This window comes from Pseudomonas sp. AD21, from assembly GCF_002878485.1.
Classification (GTDB): Bacteria; Pseudomonadota; Gammaproteobacteria; order Pseudomonadales; family Pseudomonadaceae; genus Aquipseudomonas.
The window spans coordinates 16,584-34,789 of the sequence record NZ_NQYG01000024.1; the positions used below are offsets into that span (position 1 = coordinate 16,584).

The following is an 18,206-nucleotide window of genomic DNA, read 5'->3' on the forward strand; positions in this document are numbered from 1 at the left end:
AGCCGCCTGTGTCGACGCAAGAGAGCAGCGCAAATGCGCCAAGGCTGGCAAAATCGCGTTTTCGATTGCACTCAGCGCCCGTCGGCCAGGAATTCCCCCATGCAAATGACCACCGCCCTACTGATCGTCAACCCGTGCGATGACGAAGAAGACAACATGGCCATGCTCTGCTGCCACAGTGACAAGGGCGATATGTTTCTGATGAGCCGTTATCCGGACGAGGACGAACTGGAAATCACTCTGGATGGCGAGCCTTCGACGCTGGACGGCGTCAAGGTGACCTTGAGCAAGACGCTGCTGAAGATCGAAATCGCTGCGGCGGACGCCGATGCGTTGAATGGGGATGATGTGCTGGAGATCAGCTTCAACCCGGATATGGTTGATCTGGATGAGGTTGTTGAGACCTTGAAGAATATCCTTGATGGGACGGGTACCTTCATTAACGAAGTGTGATGGCGCCCAGACTGGCCTCATCGCGAGCAGGCTCACTCCTACAGGTCGGTGTACGACGATCCATTGTAGGAGTGAGCCTGCTCGCGATAGGGCCGGCACAGGCAACCAATCACTCCCCGGCTACAAAAATCCAACAATTACCCCAGTCATTTCCCGCACTTTGCGCAAAATGCCGTTAGTCGCCACCCCCCTCGATGGATTAAAGTAACGCCCCCAGCCCCGGCGTTATCCGAACGCCTGGGGCCACCCTTTCCAGGAACAGTCACCGATGGAACATCGTGAAGCGCTGCTGGCGCTGCGAACCTTTCTTTCAACGCAGATTCTCGGCCAGGAAAAACTCATCGAGCGCTTGCTCATCGCCCTGCTCGCCGACGGCCACATGCTGGTCGAGGGCGCTCCGGGTCTGGCCAAGACCAAAGCGATCAAAGAACTCGCCGAGGGCATCGAAGCCCAGTTCCATCGCATCCAGTTCACCCCCGACCTGCTGCCGGCCGACATCACCGGCACCGAGATCTATCGCCCGGAAACCGGCAGTTTCGTGTTCCAGCAAGGGCCGATCTTCCACAACCTGGTGCTGGCGGACGAAATCAACCGTGCCCCGGCCAAGGTGCAATCGGCACTGCTCGAAGCCATGGCCGAGCGCCAGGTCAGCGTCGGGCGCAGCACTTACGAGCTGTCGCCGCTGTTTCTGGTGATGGCCACGCAGAACCCGATCGAGCAGGAAGGCACCTACCCGCTGCCGGAAGCGCAACTCGACCGGTTCCTGATGCACGTAAAAATCGGTTTCCCGGACGCCGCCGTCGAACGCCGGATCCTCCAGCAGGCCCGTGGCGAAGCGCTGAATGGCGAAACCAAGCCTGAACGCCGGGTCAGCCAGCAGGCGATCTTCGCCGCACGCAAGGAAATCCTCGGCCTGTACATGGCCGACGCCGTGGAGGAGTACTTGGTGCAACTGGTCATGGCCACGCGCACCCCGGCCAAGTTCGACCCGGAAATGGCCGAGTGGATCGCCTATGGCGCCAGCCCGCGCGGTTCCATCGCTCTCGACCGCTGCGCCCGGGCCCACGCCTGGCTGGCCGGTCGCGACTTCGTCAGCCCGGAAGACATTCAGGCGGTGCTGTTCGACGTGTTGCGTCACCGCATCATTCTGTCGTTTGAAGCCGAAGCCGCCGGCATCGATCAGGATCGGGTGGTGCAGCGGATTCTCGACGTCGTAGCCGTCGCTTGACCCCCATGAACGCCCCCCTGCCGTCCGAACCGGGCATCCGCATCAGCCTCACCGACCTGATCGAGATGCGCCACCGTGTGCGCGAAGTGCAGCTGTTTTCCACGCCGAGTCAGCGCAGCCCGCTGATCGGCCTGCATCACTCGAAATTCCGTGGGCGCGGGGTCGACTTCGATCAGGTGCGGGTCTATCAGGCCGGCGACGACGTGCGCACTATCGATTGGCGGGTGACGGCGCGCACTCAGGAGCCGCACACCAAGCTGTTCCATGAAGAACGCGAGCGGCCGATTTTCATCATGGTCGAGCAGAGCACACGGCTGTTTTTCGGCTCCGGGTTGATGTTCAAGTCGGTGCTCGCGGCGCAAGCGGCGGCGCTGATCGGCTGGGCCGCGCTGGGGCACAACGACCGGGTCGGCGGGCTGGTGTTTGGCGACAACGAACATTACGAAATCAAACCGCGCCGCAGCAAACAAAGCCTGTTGCAGTTGCTCAACCGCCTGGTGAAGGTCAATCAGTCGCTGCACAGCGAACGCGAACCGGACCGCGACGCCCTCGGCGTAGCGCTGCGCCGGGCCCGTGAAGTGTTGCGCCCGGGCAGCCTGGTGATCGTGATCTGCGATGAGCGTGCGCTGTCCGACAGCGCCGAGCAGCAACTGAGCCTGCTGTCGCGCCATTGCGACCTGCTGATGCTGCCGCTGTCCGATCCGCTGGATCACGCGTTGCCCGCCGCGGGGCTTTTGAGGTTCGCGGAAAGAGGCGCGCAACTGGAGCTCGACACGCTCAATTTCGATCTGCGCCAGACCTATCGCGCCCAGGCCGAAGCCCGCATCGCCCGCTGGGAATTGCTCGCGCAAAAACTGCGGGTGCTGTTGATGCCGTTGAGCACGCAAAGCGAGATGGTCGAGCAGATGCGGGAGTTCCTCAATCCGCAGCGCTCGGGGAGCGGTCGATGAACGGCCTCGAGCAACTGCAACCTCTGATCTCCCCACCCCCAATCGACTTCTGGCCACCGGCGCCGGGTTGGTGGCTACTGCTTTTACTGCTGCCACTGCTGGGTTTCGCGGCGTGGCGCCTGCGTCGGTTCATACCGACCCGCAAACGCCCGATCGTGCGCGCCGAGCAACCGCTGGACCCGGTGCGCATCGCCGCGCTGGCCGAACTGGCACAAATGCCCAAACCCTACGACGGCGCGCCGGCCGGGGCCTGGCTGCAACAGCTCAACGGCCTGCTCAAGCGCCTGTGCCGTAACCACTACCCCTACAGCCAGAGCCACACGCTCAATGGCCGCAAATGGCTGGCATTTCTCGACAACCGTTGCCCGGCCGCTGGCCTGACACGCTGGATGGTGCTGGTCGAAGGCGCCTACAAACCCGAATGCAAACTCGACGACAAAGCCATCGCCGGCCTGACCCAAGCCGTTGAAACCTGGATTCGCAAACATGTTTGAGTTCGCCTGGCCGTGGATCTTTGTGCTGCTGCCGCTGCCGTGGCTGATGCGCCTGGTGCTGCCGGTGGCCGACAGCGGTGAGCCAGCATTGCGTGTGAGCTTTCTGTCCGACCTCGAAGGCCTGGCGCGTCGACGCGCCCGGGCCAACCTGCCGGCGTGGCGTCAGCAGGCACCGTTCCTGCTGCTGTGGCTGTTGCTGCTGAGCGCCGCTGCCCGCCCGCAATGGCTCGGCGAACCGCTGCCGATTGCCGCCAGCGGGCGTGATCTGCTGGTGGCGGTGGACGTGTCCGGCTCGATGGATTTTCCCGACATGCAGTGGCAGGACGAAGACGTCAGCCGCTTGTCGCTGGTCCAGCACTTGCTCGGCGATTTTCTTGAAAGCCGCGACGGCGACCGGGTCGGTTTGATCCTGTTCGGCAGTCAGGCCTACCTGCAGGCACCGCTGACCTTCGACCGCCACACCGTTCGCGTCTGGCTCGATGAAGCGCGCATCGGCATCGCCGGCAAGAACACCGCGATCGGCGATGCCATCGGCCTGGCGCTGAAACGCCTGCGTATGCGCCCGGCACAGAGCCGGGTGTTGATTCTGGTCACCGACGGCGCCAACAACGGCGGCGAAATCGATCCGCTGACCGCCGCCAGACTGGCCGCCAGCGAAGGGGTGAAAATCTACCCGATCGGCATCGGTGCTGATCCTGAGGACAGTGGCAGCACCGGCCTGCTCGGGATCAATCCGAGCCTCGACCTCGACGAGCCGGCACTCAAGGCGATCGCTGCAGCCACCGGTGGCCAATACTTCCGCGCCCGCGACGGCAAAGAGCTGCAAGCGATCAGGGACACCCTCGATCAACTCGAACCGGTGACCCAGCAACCGACCCAGGCACGCCCGGCGCAAGCCTTGTATCAGTGGCCACTGGCGTTTGCGCTGCTGCTGAGCCTGTTGCTGGTCGCCCGTGAATTGTGGCCGGACAACCCGCTGCAACGCCTGTTTACCAAGGAGCTTTATCTGCAAAGTCCGTTGCCTGACTGGCGTGAGCGACTGAAACGCCTGCGTCTGCGGAGGCGCCGATGATCGCGCTCTGGCCGCACTGGTTCCGTCCCTGGTGGCTGCTGCTCCTGCCGCTGCTCGGCTGGCTGATCTGGCAACTCTGGCACCGACAGAAACGCGCCGGGCGCTGGCAGATGATTCTGCCGCCGGCGTTTCACGCCACCTTGCTCAGCGGTGGCAGCGGGCGCGCCAGCAAACTGCCATGGGTCGCCCTCGGCGTGGCGTGGCTGCTGACCATCATCGCCCTGCTCGGACCGAGTTGGGAGCGCGTCGAACAGACCAGCCAGAAACCTGCCGATCCATTGGTGGTGGTGCTGGACCTGACCCCGGAAATGCTCGCCACTGACTCGCCACCAACGCGGCTGGAACAGGCCCGGCGCAAACTGTTCGATCTGTTGCAGGCACGCAGCGACGCGCAGACCGCGATTGTCGTCTACGCCGGCAGCGCACACACGCTGGTGCCGCTGTCGGACGACCTGGCGACCAGCCACAATCTGCTCGACGCGCTCAAACCGTCGCTGATGCCGGAAAGCGGTCATCGCGCTGATCTCGGCGTGAGCAAAGCGCTGGCCTTGCTCAAGCAAGGCGCGCTCGGTCAGGGGCGGATTCTGCTGGTCGGCTCCTCACTGAGCGAAGAAGAACGCCAAGGCATTCGCCGCGCCCTCGGCCAACAATCGGCGCAACTGCTGATGCTCGGCGTCGGCACCGCCGAAGGCGCGCCGATTGCCCAGGAAGACGGCAGTTTCCTCAAGGACGAACAAGGCGCGATCCGCGTGCCGCAACTCGACAGCCCGAGCCTCGGCGCCTTCCTCGCCAGCGTCGGCGGTGAATACCACAGCGCGCGGCTGGACGAGACCGACTTGCACGCCCTCGGCCTGCTCGATGGCCCGCGCAGCCTACGCAACGATGGCCAGACCGTGCGCCTCGACACCTGGGCCGATCAGGGCTACTGGCTGTTGTTGCCACTGTTGCTGCTGGCTGCCTGCGCCGGTCGGCGTGGCTGGCTGTTCTGCCTGCCGCTGCTGCTGTCCCTGCCGCAACCGAGCTACGCTTTCGACTTCGAAGACTTGTGGCTGCGCCCCGATCAACAGGGCCTGCATCTGCTCAAGCAGAAACGCGCGGCCGAGGCCGCCGATCACTTTGAAGATCACCAGTGGCAAGGGGTGGCGTTGTACGAGGCCGGCGATTACAGTGGCGCCGCTCAGCGTTTCGCCGAAGGCAGTGATGCCCGCGCCCACTACAATCGTGGCAACGCGCTGGCGAAAAGTGGTGAACTGGAAGCGGCGATCGATGCCTATGAACAGGCGCTGGAACTGCAACCGGACCTGCGCCCGGCGCAGACCAACAAGGCGCTGGTGGAAAACCTGCTGAAGCAGAAAAACACCCCGCCACCGGCCGAGCCGCAGCCGCAAACGGCGCAGCCGAACGTGCCCGGCGATGAACCACCGCCAGCGACCGCACAGCCACCAGCGGTGAAAAGTGACACCCCGAGCGAGGCCCAGCCCGGCGAATCGGCCAACCAACCGCCGCCGACCACGCCACCGCCACCAGGGCCCAACGAAGTGCCGGGCAACCCGCCGGACGAAACAGCGAATACTGCACCGACGCTGCAACCCGGCGAGGACAACCTCGAAGGCGAACAGCGTCAGGCACTGGAACAATGGCTGGGCAAGATTCCGGACAATCCCGGGGAATTGCTGCGACGCAAATTCTGGTACGAACAGCAACAACATCAGGATCAGGAAAAAACTCGATGACCCGTTTCACCGCTCTGTTGCTGCCCCTGCTGATCTGCACGGCCACCGCCCAGGCGGCCGAGCTGACGGCCAGCGTGGATCGCAGTCGCCTGAACTCCGGCGAGACGGTCGAACTCACCCTCGAAACCAACGACGTCACGCAGTTCGGCAAACCCGACCTGACCCCGCTGGAGCCGTTGTTCGAGGTGCGCGGCACGCGCCAGGTCAACCAGTTGAACACCCTCAATGGCGACAACCGCGCCACCACCCGGTGGATCATCACCCTGCTGCCGAAAGAAAACGGCAGCGTGATCATCCCGCCGCTGCAACTGGGTGAGGTGCAGAGCCAGCCGATCACCGTGCAAGTGGTCGAGAGCGACACCCGCGAAGAGAAAAACAACCCGGCCCCGGTGTTCATCGAGGCCAGTCTCGACCAGTCCAGCGTGTATGTGCAGGCGCAGGCGATCCTGACGTTGCGCATCTACCACTCGGTGTCACTGTACGACGACAGCAGCCTGACCCCGTTGCAGATCGCCGATGCACGGATCGAGCAACTGGGCGACACGCGCACCTACGAGAAAGACATCAATGGTGTGCGCCATGGCGTGATCGAGATGCGCTACGCGATCTACCCGCAGCACAGCGGCTTGCTGCTCATTGCCCCGCAGACGTTCAGCGCCACACTGGTCGACACCCAGCCCAGCCAGGACGCCACCGCGCAGGGGCCGAAACCGGGCAAACTGCTGCGCGTGAATTCCGCCGAGATTGCGCTGACGGTCAAACCAAAACCACTGACCTACCCGGCCGATGCGCCGTGGCTACCGGCACGCAGCCTGAGCCTGAGCGAAAGCTGGAGCCCGGAACCGGAGCACACCCAGGTCGGTGACTCGCTGACCCGCAGCCTGACCCTGAAAGTCGAAGGCCTGGCCAGCTCACAGTTGCCCGCCCTGCCCGCCACCGACGCCAACGGCCTGCGCCGCTACCCGGATCAACCGGTGCTGAGCAACCAGAGCGGCGAGCGCGGCCTGATCGGCAGCCGTGAAGAACGCGAAGCGCTGGTACCTGGTCGCAGCGGTAGCATCGAGTTGCCGACCGTCGACGTGATCTGGTGGAACACCTTCGAGGATCACCTGGAACACACCAGCCTGCCGGCGCGCACCCTGCAAGTGGCGAACAACCCGAGCCTGCAAGTCGACACTCCGGCCGGCACCCTGCAGTCGGCCAGCGCCGACAGCGACACCCTGTGGTGGTGGAAACTCAGCACGCTGATCCTCGCCTGCACCACCCTGCTCGGCTTCGGCCTGTGGTGGCGTGCGCGCTGGCAACCGGCGGTGCACCGCGCCGCACAAACCGGCCCGAGCCCGCGCACTTTGATGGACGATATCAAACGCGCAAGCCAGGCCAACGACCCGCAAGCGACCCGTCAGGCACTCGACGCCTGGGCCCGTCAGCAGCCGGAAACGTTGGCGGACATGGCGGCGCGCTTCGTGCCGCTGTCCGACGCCCTCGATGGTCTCAACGGCGCGCTCTACAGCGAGACCGGGCAGCATTGGCAGGGTGAGGATTTGTGGCGGGCAATCCGCACGATTCCGGCGGCGGAACGCGTGCAGGATCCTGTGGGTGACAGTGGGTTGCCGCCGCTCTACCCGAAGTAACCCTCTCCTGGATGTAGTGAAACCCTGTGCCACCTGAATCTCCACTCCCAAAAGACTGACTTCGACCACAGCCCGCGCATTTGCCAGTAAACTCTCCCCCTCTTTCGCCGCCCCCTCATTTCCCTGCGGCCATCACCTCTTTATTTGATGCGGAGTCCGCCTTGCGTCTGTTTCACACCTCCGACTGGCACCTTGGGCAAAACCTGCACGGCCAGGAGCGCGATTTCGAGCATGCGTGCTTTCTCGAATGGCTGCTGCGCCAACTGCAACTGGCGCAGCCGGATGTGCTGCTGATCGCCGGAGACATCTTTGACACGGTCAATCCGCCGGTCAAAGCCCAGGAACGCCTCTACGATTTCATCGTCAGCGCCCACGAGCAGCAGCCGTTGCTGACCATCGTGATGATCGCCGGCAACCACGATTCCGGCTCGCGCATCGAATTGCCTGCGCCATTGATGCGCCGCCTGCGCACCCATGCGCTGGGTCGGGTGTTGTGGCTGGATGACGGCCAGCTCGACGCCGAACGCTTGCTGCTGCCGTTGCCGAATGCCCAAGGCGAAGTCGCTGCGTGGTGCCTGGCGCTGCCGTTCCTGCGTCCGGCGGAAGTGACCGGCGCGCACCTGGGCGACAACTATTTGCGCGGTATTGGTCAGGTCCACGAATGGCTGATCGATGCCGCCAATGCCAAGCGCCAGCCGGGTCAAGCGCTGGTTGCCATCAGCCACGCGCACATGGCCGGCGGCTCGGTCTCGGAAGACTCCGAGCGCAGCCTGATCATCGGCAATGCCGAAGCCCTGCCCGCCAGCCTGTTCGGGCCGAGCATCAGCTACGTCGCCCTCGGCCATTTGCACAAGCCGCAGAAGGTCAACGGTGAAGAACGCATCCGCTACAGCGGCTCGCCGATTCCGCTGTCGTTCTCGGAAATCGGCTATCAACACCAGATTCTCGACATCACCCTCGATGGCGAAACCCTGGTCAGCGTCGAACCGAAACTGATCCCGAGATCGGTCAACCTGCAACGGATCGGCCCGGCGCCGCTGGCGGAGATCCTGCTGCAACTGGCAGACCTGCCGAACATCGACCTGCTCGCCGAAACCCAGCGCCAGCCGTGGCTGGAAGTGCGCGTGACTCTCGACGAGCCACAGCCGGACCTGCGCTACCAGGTGGAAAGCGCCCTGCAAGGCAAAGCCGTGCGTCTGGTGCGGATCGCCGCCGAGTACGCCGGCAACCGTGGCGCCGATGGCAGCGACGACAGCAGCGCGTTGATCGAACTCGATCAACTCACCCCACAGGAACTGTTCAGCCGCGCCTGGCTCGACAACTACGGCAACGAAGTCGATGAACAGACGCTGAAGGACTTCGCCGAACTGCTGCAGGACGTACAACTGGAGGGCGAGCAGCCATGAAGATTCTCGCCATTCGCTTGAAGAACCTCGCCTCGCTGGCCGGGCCGTTTGAAATTGACTTCACCGCCGAACCGCTGGCCAGTGCCGGGCTGTTCGCAATCACCGGGCCAACCGGTGCGGGTAAAAGTACCCTGCTCGACGCGTTGTGTCTGGCGCTGTTCGGCGCCGTGCCGCGTCTGAACAATACCGGTCGCGACGCCAAGGTTCCGGACGCTGACGGTGAAATCGCCACCGGCGACCCGCGCACCTTGCTGCGGCGCGGCACCGGTGAAGGGTATGCCGAAGTGGACTTTGTCGGCGTCGATGGCCGCCGCTATCGCGCTCGCTGGGAAGCCAATCGCGCTCGCGAGAAGGCTGGCGGCAAACTGCAGGCCAGCCGTCAAAGCCTGCGCGACATCGATCAGGATCAACTGCTCGCTAGCCAGAAAGGCGAGTACAAAACCCAGTTGGAAGCCGCGCTCGGCCTGAACTTCGAACAGTTCACCCGCGCCGTGCTGCTGGCGCAGAGCGAGTTCAGTGCGTTCCTCAAGGCTGACGACAACGACCGCAGCGAACTGCTGGAAAAACTCACCGACACGGCGCTGTACACCCGCCTCGGCCGCCGCGCCTTCGACAAGACCAAAGAGGCCCGCGAAGCGCATAAGCTGCTGCAGGATCAGGCCACCGGCGTCACCCCGCTGGCGCCCGAGGCCCGGGCCGAGCTGGACGAACGCTTCAACGCCGCTCAGCAACAGTTGAAGTTGCAACAGGCGCAGCTCAAGCAGCTCGAGCAACAGCACAGCTGGCTCAAGGATTTGCGCCAGTTGCAGGACACGCAACAAGCCGCCACCGAGCAACTGCACAGTGCGCAACAACAGTGGGAAGGTCTGGCCGGTGAACGCTTGAAGCTCACGCGTCTGGAACAACTCGCCCCGCAACGTCACCAGTTCGCCCGCAAGACTGAACTCGATGCGCAACTGACGCCGCTGGCGGCACAGATTACCGCGCACACCCGCCAACACGGCGAACTCGGTGAACGCCAGACGCAACTGGAGCAAGTGCTCGAGTCGGCAAAGATCGCCCTGAGCGAAGCGCAGCAGCGACACAGCGAAAGCGCCGCGCCGCTGCGTCAGGCTTTCGAGGAACAAAGCACCCTCGCCCGCCTCGCCAAGGACACCGCCCTCAGCGCCGAGGCTCGCCAGTCCGCCGAGCAAGCCTGCACGCAAGGCCTGAGCGCCATTCAAGCCTTGCAGGATAAGCAGACTCAAGTCGCCGAACGCCTGCAGAAAATCGCCACCGAACTGGAACAGAGTGCGCATCTGGCGCCGTTGAGCGACGCGTGGAATGCTTACCGCGATCGCCTGCAGCAGTTGATGCTGATCGGCAATCGTCTGAACAAAGGGCAAGCCGAACTGGCCAGTCTCGAACAGAACGCCGCGCACAGCGCCGAAGCGCTGGCCGCACAAAAACAACAACTGGAAGTGCTGTTCAAAGAAGCCGGCGCGGAGCCGGATGCCGTCGCCGAGCAGATCGGCATCCTCGGCAACCTGTTGCAGGACAACCGCAAACAGCTGCGCGCCATCGAAGACATGACGCGGCTTTGGGCCAGTCAGCAGGAGCTGGAAAAACGCGGCGCCGAGCTGCAGCAGCGCCTGCTCGATGCACAGCAAGAGCGCGAACGCCTCACCCAGGACGGGGTGAAAAGCAAAGCCGAGCTTACGGTCGCCGAGCAAACCCTCAACGTCACCCGTGAACTGCTCGAACGCCAGCGTCTGGCTCGCAGTGCCAGTGTCGAAGAGCTGCGCGCGCAGTTGCAGGACGACCAGCCGTGCCCGGTCTGCGGCAGTAACGAACACCCGTATCACCAGCCTGAAGCGCTGCTGCAAAGCCTCGGTCGCCACGATGAAAGTGAGCAGGCCTCGGCGCAGCAAGCGGTGGATCAGCTCAAGGAAAAACTCACCGAGCTACGCGCCGACGTCGGCGGCGTGATCGCCCGGCAGAAAGAGCTGCTGCAACAGCAAGAACAATTGACCGCCCAACTGCAGGCACTGGCGCCGAGTCTGCAGGCGCATCCGCTGGCAACTGCGTTGTTCAATCAGGACGCCGACCAGCGCGACGCCTGGCTGACCCGGCAAAACGAGCAGTTGAACCAGAGCATCACTCAGGACGAACAACGCCAGAGCGCCCTGCTCACCCTGCAACAGGATGCCGCGCGCCTGAGCCAGCAACTGCGCAATGCCGAAACCGCGCATCAACAAGCCGCGCAGCACCTGAGCAATCAACAACGCGAACTGAGCAGCGACCGTCAGCGCCTCGACGAAGAACTCACCGCGTTCGCCAGCCTGCTGCCAACCGACACCCTCGAAGCCTTGCGCGTGGAGCCGGCGGCGACCTTCATGCAACTCGATCGGCAGATTGCCGAGCGCCTGGCGCAGGTCGAGCAGCAAAAGGAAGAATTGGCCGAACAGCAGCAATGTCAGCAGACGCTGGAGAAGGAACAGGATCGCCAGCTCGGCCGCGTACAGCAACTGCAAGGCGCCGAGCAGCAGTTCAGCGCACTGGCCGAGCAGCAACAGGCCTGTCAGGCGAAACTTGCGCAACTGCTGGGCGAACACAGCAGCGCCGAGCACTGGCAGCAGCAACTGGAGCAGGCGGTGGAGCAGGCGCGCAACGCCGAGAACAGCACTGCTGCGCAGTTGCAGAACGTGCGCACGCAACTTGTGCAGATCGTTACGCAGTTGAAGGCGCAACAAGAGCGTCAGCAGTCCCTGGAAAACGAAGACCGCGAACTGACGGGCAAAATCGCCGACTGGCGCGCACGTCATCCTGAGCTGGACGACGGTGGTCTCGAAGACCTGCTGCGCGTTGATGACGCTCAGGTCGGCGAACTGCGCCAGCGCTTGCAGCACAATGAAAAAACCATCGAGCAGGCCAAGGTTCTGTTGCAGGAACGTGACGAGCGTCTGGCCGATCATCAGGCGCAGCACAACGGCAATCTCGATGCCGAAAAACTCGCCAGTGCGCTCGCCGAGCTGCAAAACCAGTTCAACCTCAGCGAGCAACAATGCGCCGAACTGCGCGCCGAACAGGCTGAAGACCAGCGCCGGCAGAACGCCAATCAGGCGCTGGCGCAACAGATTGCCGACGCCTATGCCGAGTATCAGCGCTGGGCGCGTTTGAATGCGTTGATCGGCTCGGCCACCGGCGACACGTTCCGCAAGATCGCCCAGGCCTATAACCTCGACCTGCTGGTGCATCACGCCAACGTGCAGTTGCGGCAACTGGTCAAACGCTATCGCCTGAAACGCGGCGGCAGCATGCTCGGCCTGCTGGTGATGGACACCGAGATGGGCGACGAACTGCGTTCGGTGCATTCGCTGTCCGGTGGCGAGACGTTCCTGGTGTCGTTGGCACTGGCGCTGGGCTTGGCGTCGATGGCATCGAGCACGCTGAAAATCGAATCGCTGTTTATCGACGAAGGCTTCGGCAGCCTCGATCCGGAATCGCTGCAACTGGCCATGGACGCCCTCGACGGCTTGCAGGCCCAAGGGCGCAAGGTTGCGGTGATTTCCCACGTGCAGGAAATGCACGAACGGATTCCGGTGCAGATTCAGGTGCGGCGCCAGGGCAATGGCCTGAGCACCCTGGAGGTGAAATGAACACGCTGTACTCGTTCCGCCGCTGCCCGTACGCGATGCGCGCGCGGATGGCCCTGCGTTATTCGGGGGTGCCGGTGAACATCGTCGAAGTCAGCCTCAAGGCCAACCCCGCCGAGATGCTGGCGATCTCGCCCAAAGGTACGGTGCCGGTGCTGGATGCCGGTGGCCGGGTGATCGACGAGAGCATGGAAATCATGCGCTGGGCGTTGGCGCAGCATGATCCGGATGACTGGCTGCTCGACGGGGATTCGTTCGGGGCGTTATGGATGGACAAGCTGATTCAGGGCAACGATCAAGTGTTCAAGGTGCACCTGAATCGCTACAAGTACGCCGAGCGCTATCCCGAGCAGCCGATGGAGGTATATCGCGCTGAAGGGGCGTTGTTTTTGCAGAAGCTGGATGAGTTGCTGGCGGGGCGCGATTACTTGCTGGCCGGCCACTTGAGTCTGGCGGATGTGGCATTGCTGCCGTTCGTGCGCCAGTTCGCGCATGTCAATCGCGAGTGGTTTGCGCAGACGCCTTATGTTCGTTTGCAGGCGTGGTTGCAGCGCTTGCTCGAGTCCGAGCTGTTCACCTCAATCATGAAGAAGTAACCCCCGGCGCCCCTGTTAAAAAGAAGACCTCCTGTGGCGAGGGGATTTATCCCCGATCGGCTGCGCAGCAGTCGTAAACCAGTCGCGCGGTGTACCAGAGAGATCCCGTTGTGGCATTTGGGGGCCGCTCTGCGGCCCGTCGGGGATAAATCCCCTCACCACAATGGATCGTGTTGCCTATGCAAGCACCTGGCACATCCCCAGTGCCGAGCAATCCACTTCAAACGGCCCGAGGAAATCGACCTCAGCCTTGATCGGCGGATTACCGGCCAGCAATCCTTGCGAATTAGCCCGTTCGATGTTGTGCGCGATGTTGTGATTGCTTTCTATGGCCCGTGCCAGCGCGCCGACCGAACCCTGACCGAAGCCGAGTAATGCAGCGCCATTGGTCATCAGTGCCAGACCGGCGATGACCCAAAGTCTGTAGCCTTTCATGCTCCGCCCACTCCTGCCAGTTCAGCCCCACCGACCAGCACGCCTTGCGCGCGGTGTTCGAACTGGATGCCGGGGTGTGCGACCTCGATCGGTGCGTCGAAGTCGTGTTGAGTGTGCGAGGCGACGCTGACGAACAACACCAGGACCAGGTAAAGACCGATGGCCAGGTAGGCGCCGCGCTTGGCTGAGATAATGATTGAACTGGCCATGATGTTCTCCGTGGGCATGTTTCAGTGCCGTCAGGATCAATCAAAAAAGCCGAAGCAACCACTCAGGGTTATCCATAGTGAACATCAACTCGGTTGATCATTAAGCCGCTCTATGCGGGCGTTGCAGAATATTTATGGGAACCGAAAATGCGATATGCAGGAGCGACATCACTTTTCTGGCCGCCGATCGTGACAACGATCATCGACGCAAGTGACTTCGCTCCTGCATATCGGATGCAGCGTGGGGCGCTCAGTGTTGGATTTTGTGATCCAGCGCGGCGTAGAAGTTGGCGCTCTGTTGCAGGTATTTCTGGGTGTAGCTCTGGGTGTGGGATTTTTTGCCGGCGATCTCAACGTTGGCACTGGCTGGCAGCGCTACGGTGGCAGAGATAGCGGAAGCGGCGATGACGGAGAAGAGATTGAAGTTCATGGCGGTAACCCTCGTGTTCGGTTGGCTTGCTTTGCCCGGTTGGGCCGTGAAGCAAACTTAACGCTCGAGGGTTGCTTGCTTGAAATGCTTTGTAGCAGTAGCAGTTATCAACGGGATTGATAACGCACCGCGCACGCCTGGGATCACGAGACGGGAACCGTGAAAATTCCACGAATGCACCAATATGTCGGCGTGGTGCCAGATATTCAGTCACACCGAAATAGCCAACCGCTTTGAAGTAATGCCGACGAGACAATGCGAGGCAGGAACTGACGTTGCCGGAAACGATCGATTGCAGCAGCATCGCGCTGGACATATCGGAATCGTCCACACCCGTAGCCCTCAGTGTCTGTGCAAACATTCTGGAATGTACGTCGGCCTCGACGCCATTACCCATTTCATCGAAGTAATTCTTCGCCAGTTCGAGCTTTTGCCCAACCGGCAAACCGATCTGCATAAACGCCTGAATATCGTCGAACTTCGGATCAAGATTGGTCTCTTGAATCAAGTAGTACTTAACGTCCGTCGCTGTTGCTTCCTCACTGAGAAAGTGCGTGTAAAACGGATGCACACTCGATGGGCTCTTTGACACCAGTTTTTTCAGCCATTTGACATATTCCTTGCCATTGGCCGGAAAACCGCTGACGTCGGCATCCGACAGACCTTGCATTTCATACTGGAGCATGGCGCCCTCCAGCACCGACTGAACGTCGCTGACAATCGGTCGACGGTCCGCATTGACTTGTTCAATACGGGTGCACTCGAACTCGTTTCGATAAATGATCGCCAGGCACTCATGCAACGTGGCGAGCGCATCCTGGTTTTTATTGACATAGGCGTCGTGCACCAGCAATCGAGCCAACTGATTAACGTTCCTGCGAATATCGAAATCTTCGTTAACGAAGTTCCATTCATCAGGGTTGCGTTCCATCGCAACAAACCATTCAAGCAGGTTCAACCCTTCCACCTTCATTGTGAACATCCTTATAAGTTGTTTTCCGTAGTTACTGTGCAGTGACTGATTTAAAAATCACCGGCGACGTTTTCGACAACTCTGAATTCAGGGTTATCACGTCGTGGTTTTCACCCGAGTACTCTTCGGGATTGATTATTGCGTCGACAGGACACTCAGGCTCACATACACCGCATTCGATGCAGGTATCCGGACAAATGACCAGTTGGTAGTCGGCATCGCGAAATGCGTCGACAGGACAGACATCTACACAGACTGTAGATTTGCACGAGAGACACTCTTTCCCAACTACGTATGGCATCTGGACGTTCCTTCGTCGTTCATCTTCGAATCACGCCAACCTGGAAAATCCGGCAATTGCCAAGATCTCTGGAAAGCGCTGCCATTTAGTCGTTATTTCAACTTTATGTACACTGTAGGAAACTACAGGTGCATAAAATTCTTGTTCGTACCTTCAACGTTTTCTGCAACTATCGCGGCGCCTTACCCGCACCTCTGGAACAGTGATAGACTCGGCCGCGATAGGGATTTCCATTAAAAACAACGACGTTTACCCGAGGCCTGTATGTACCTTCTTTATTACTCGCCGGGCGCCTGTTCACTGGCCGCCCATATCCTTCTTGAAGAATTGGCACAGCCGTTCAAACTTGAATTGCGCTCGGCCCTGAAGGGCATTGGTACCCAAACACCCGAGTACCTGAGCATTAATCCGAAGGGACGAGTCCCTGCCCTGCTTTGTCTGGACAGTCCGATTGGGGAAGAAGCCGGGGTGTTGACGGAGTTACCCGCCATCCTTGCCTATCTTGCGCTTGAAGAAAAAACCGGGCGTTTTATTCCCGGCACGCCTGGGGAGTTGGGCCGTTGCCTCGAATGGCTGAACTGGTTATCCGGAACAGTGCACAGTCTTTCTTATGGTCAGGTCTGGCGACCACAGCGGTTTGTTGACGATGAAAATCTATTCCCCGCCATTGTCGAAAAGGGCCGGCGCAATGTCATGGATAACTACAGGTTTATCGAGCAGCACATTGTCGAGGCACAGGGCCCATCGGTATTACGTGGATATAACGTTGTCCACCCGGTGTTGTTGGTTTTCTGGATCTGGGGTAAGTGGATTGATCTGGATATGAATAAGTCGTTTCCCGCCTGGCATCGCCTTGTGCAATCGGTGATCGAGCGACCTGCGGTGCAACGTGCCTTGGCGACAGAGGGCATTGATTTGAAGTTATTCGATTAGTAGTCAGCTTCTGCGGTATTTCACGTGCAATAAAAACGGGCATCAACCCATCAGTTGATGCCCGTTTTGCTGTGTCTACAATCTTGGCGCGAGCGATTACTTGCCGAGCAGAAATTTCAGATCGCTCGGCGCGTCCATCGGCAGTTTTTGCACGGTTTTGCCGAGCAGCCCGGTCTTGGCATCGCGTTCGACGACGACAATTTCGTTGCTCTTCTGGTTGGCAATCAGCAGAAATTTGCCACTTGGGTCGAGGCTGAACTCGCGCGGGTGATCACCTTCCACCGAGCGTTTTTGCAGCTCTTTGAGCTGGCCGCTCGCCGGATCAATCGCAAACACCACCAACTGATTGGCAGTGCCACGGTTGCTGACGTAGAGGAACTTGCCATCCGCCGAGGCGTGTAGCGCCGCACCGGCCTTGTCCGAAGTCGGCTGACCGGCTGCCAGATCGACCAGCTGCGTCTGGGTCAGCACGCCGTCGTTATAATCGAAAACCGCGACCTGCGCGCTCATCTCCATGGTCAGCCAGGCGTGTTTGCCATCAGCGCTGAACAGCAGATGGCGCGGGCCGCTGCCGGCGGGCATGGCGACGGAAGCGGTTTTCGCCGGGGTCAACGGCAGCTCCGGGTTGGCTTTCGGGTCGAACTGGTAAATGAACACCTTGTCCGCGCCCAAGTCATTGGAGAACACGTAGCGACCGTCCGGCGAGGAAACAGTCGAGTGCACGTGGTTCGAGGCCTGGCGCTCGGGATTGACCCGGCTGGCCGGGTGCGCGCTCATCTGCACGACGGGTTTGAGTTTGCCGTCGGCACCGACCGGCAATACCGCCAGCGTTCCACCCGGATCTTCCACCACCGAATAGTTGCTGACGAACAAGTGGCTGGCGTCACCGCTGAGGCTCGAATGGGTCGGTTCGTTGCCCAGGCTCTGCACCTGATTGATCAGAGTCAGGGCGTGGGTTTTCGGATCGATCGAATAGCTGCTGACGCGGCCGACCGGGTCTTTCTGGCCCGGGCCGTTTTCATTGACCACAAACAGACGATGCTGGTCTTTGGACAGGGTCAGCCACGACGGGTTTTCGCTCTTCACTACTTGCAGCGGCTTGGCGGCGATCTGGCCGGTGGCACTGTCGAAATTCATTCGATAGATGCCCTGGCTGGTGCCGGCGGTGTACGAGCCGACCAGCAATTGATAATTCTCGGCGCTGGCGCTGGAAAGGCCCATCACGCCGACGCTGCCGGCCATCAGCAGCGGCCAGAATTTACGCATTTTCATCAGTGTCATCCTCATCGTCGCTGCTGCTGACTACATCGCCGAGACAGACCAGGCGGTGTTCGCCAGTGGTCTTGGTGTCGCTGGCAAAACCAATGATCAGCCAGCTCTGCAGGTCTTCGTCAAACGTTGCTGCCTCAACCTGAGCCGGGGTGAACTCCCAATGCTTGGCCGCTCGGCCGTCGATGCATTCGATGTGCAGGTTGTCATCTTCGTCGAGGGCGAATTCGAAGGCGTGCAAGCCATCGATTTCGACCATATCGCAGTGTTCGAGGACGTCGAGAAGGGTTTGGGCAGTCATGGCAAACAGTCTTTCTTAGGGGGGAAAGGGCAAATGATAGCTCATTGTCGCTGGAGATCCTTGTGGGAGCGGGCTTGCTCGCGAAAGCGGTGTGTCAGGCAATGAATCACTGACTGAAAGAATGCCTTCGCGAGCAAGCCCGCTCCCACAGGGG

18 protein-coding genes are annotated in these 18,206 nt (G+C 61.2%); 11 read left to right on the forward strand and 7 right to left on the reverse strand.

Annotation, left to right across the window (positions count from 1 at the left end; translation table 11 throughout):
* Positions 1-99: 99 nt before the first annotated feature.
* The 10 genes from PseAD21_RS15995 (at position 100) to PseAD21_RS16040 (ending at position 13,201) form a co-directional block, all read left to right on the forward strand.
* Positions 100-453 carry a hypothetical protein gene (locus PseAD21_RS15995; protein WP_102356517.1) on the forward strand — a complete coding sequence of 118 codons (354 nt, stop codon included), beginning with the start codon at positions 100-102 and terminating at the stop codon, positions 451-453.
* Positions 454-721: 268 nt separating this feature from the next.
* Complete coding sequence (locus PseAD21_RS16000; protein ID WP_003218556.1) at positions 722-1,681, forward strand: MoxR family ATPase; 960 nt, start codon at positions 722-724, stop codon at positions 1,679-1,681.
* A gap of 5 nt (positions 1,682-1,686) precedes the next feature.
* Positions 1,687-2,631, forward strand: coding sequence for a DUF58 domain-containing protein (locus PseAD21_RS16005; protein ID WP_102356518.1), 945 nt, complete (start codon positions 1,687-1,689; stop codon positions 2,629-2,631).
* Positions 2,628-3,125 carry a DUF4381 domain-containing protein gene (locus PseAD21_RS16010; protein WP_064587858.1) on the forward strand — a complete coding sequence of 166 codons (498 nt, stop codon included), beginning with the start codon at positions 2,628-2,630 and terminating at the stop codon, positions 3,123-3,125. The genes PseAD21_RS16005 and PseAD21_RS16010 overlap by 4 nt, the downstream gene beginning before the upstream one ends.
* A complete protein-coding gene (locus tag PseAD21_RS16015; RefSeq protein ID WP_102356519.1) occupies positions 3,118-4,197 on the forward strand; it encodes a VWA domain-containing protein in 1,080 nt (359 codons plus the stop codon). The genes PseAD21_RS16010 and PseAD21_RS16015 overlap by 8 nt, the downstream gene beginning before the upstream one ends.
* On the forward strand, positions 4,194-5,930 hold the full coding sequence (locus PseAD21_RS16020; RefSeq protein WP_102356520.1) for a tetratricopeptide repeat protein: 1,737 nt from the start codon (positions 4,194-4,196) through the stop codon (positions 5,928-5,930). Before PseAD21_RS16015 ends, PseAD21_RS16020 begins: the two co-directional genes overlap by 4 nt.
* Positions 5,927-7,564: a BatD family protein gene (locus PseAD21_RS16025; RefSeq protein WP_102356521.1), complete on the forward strand. Its 1,638-nt coding sequence runs from the start codon at positions 5,927-5,929 to the stop codon at positions 7,562-7,564. The genes PseAD21_RS16020 and PseAD21_RS16025 overlap by 4 nt, the downstream gene beginning before the upstream one ends.
* Positions 7,565-7,725: 161 nt before the next feature.
* Positions 7,726-8,970, forward strand: coding sequence for an exonuclease SbcCD subunit D C-terminal domain-containing protein (locus PseAD21_RS16030; RefSeq protein WP_102356522.1), 1,245 nt, complete (start codon positions 7,726-7,728; stop codon positions 8,968-8,970).
* Complete coding sequence (locus PseAD21_RS16035; RefSeq protein WP_102356523.1) at positions 8,967-12,608, forward strand: AAA family ATPase; 3,642 nt, start codon at positions 8,967-8,969, stop codon at positions 12,606-12,608. The genes PseAD21_RS16030 and PseAD21_RS16035 overlap by 4 nt, the downstream gene beginning before the upstream one ends.
* A complete protein-coding gene (locus PseAD21_RS16040) occupies positions 12,605-13,201 on the forward strand; it encodes a glutathione S-transferase (RefSeq protein ID WP_102356524.1) in 597 nt (198 codons plus the stop codon). The genes PseAD21_RS16035 and PseAD21_RS16040 overlap by 4 nt, the downstream gene beginning before the upstream one ends.
* A 177-nt stretch (positions 13,202-13,378) precedes the next feature.
* Here PseAD21_RS16040 and PseAD21_RS16045 read toward each other — a convergent pair whose 3' ends face one another.
* The 5 genes from PseAD21_RS16045 to PseAD21_RS16065 all read right to left on the reverse strand — a co-directional run bounded on the left by PseAD21_RS16045 (position 13,379) and on the right by PseAD21_RS16065 (position 15,549).
* Positions 13,379-13,636: a hypothetical protein gene (locus PseAD21_RS16045; RefSeq protein ID WP_102356525.1), complete on the reverse strand. Its 258-nt coding sequence runs from the start codon at positions 13,634-13,636 to the stop codon at positions 13,379-13,381.
* A complete protein-coding gene (locus tag PseAD21_RS16050; RefSeq protein ID WP_102356526.1) occupies positions 13,633-13,845 on the reverse strand; it encodes a hypothetical protein in 213 nt (70 codons plus the stop codon). The genes PseAD21_RS16045 and PseAD21_RS16050 overlap by 4 nt, the downstream gene beginning before the upstream one ends.
* Before the next feature lie 250 nt (positions 13,846-14,095).
* The gene (locus tag PseAD21_RS16055; RefSeq protein WP_102356527.1) at positions 14,096-14,275 is read right to left on the reverse strand and encodes a hypothetical protein; all 180 of its coding nucleotides are present in this window, start codon (positions 14,273-14,275) and stop codon (positions 14,096-14,098) included.
* A complete protein-coding gene (locus PseAD21_RS16060; protein ID WP_256588174.1) occupies positions 14,196-15,248 on the reverse strand; it encodes an iron-containing redox enzyme family protein in 1,053 nt (350 codons plus the stop codon). Before PseAD21_RS16060 ends, PseAD21_RS16055 begins: the two co-directional genes overlap by 80 nt.
* A gap of 31 nt (positions 15,249-15,279) precedes the next feature.
* Complete coding sequence (locus PseAD21_RS16065) at positions 15,280-15,549, reverse strand: 4Fe-4S binding protein (RefSeq protein WP_102356528.1); 270 nt, start codon at positions 15,547-15,549, stop codon at positions 15,280-15,282.
* Positions 15,550-15,813: 264 nt separating this feature from the next.
* Between PseAD21_RS16065 and PseAD21_RS16070 the strand changes: the two genes are divergently transcribed.
* Complete coding sequence (locus tag PseAD21_RS16070; protein WP_102356529.1) at positions 15,814-16,482, forward strand: glutathione S-transferase family protein; 669 nt, start codon at positions 15,814-15,816, stop codon at positions 16,480-16,482.
* A 96-nt stretch (positions 16,483-16,578) separates the two neighbouring features.
* Here the strand turns inward: PseAD21_RS16070 and PseAD21_RS16075 are convergent, their stop codons facing one another.
* Positions 16,579-17,754: a lactonase family protein gene (locus PseAD21_RS16075; protein WP_102356530.1), complete on the reverse strand. Its 1,176-nt coding sequence runs from the start codon at positions 17,752-17,754 to the stop codon at positions 16,579-16,581.
* Positions 17,741-18,052 carry a DUF5629 family protein gene (locus PseAD21_RS16080; protein ID WP_102356531.1) on the reverse strand — a complete coding sequence of 104 codons (312 nt, stop codon included), beginning with the start codon at positions 18,050-18,052 and terminating at the stop codon, positions 17,741-17,743. The genes PseAD21_RS16075 and PseAD21_RS16080 overlap by 14 nt, the downstream gene beginning before the upstream one ends.
* Positions 18,053-18,206 lie beyond the last annotated feature (154 nt).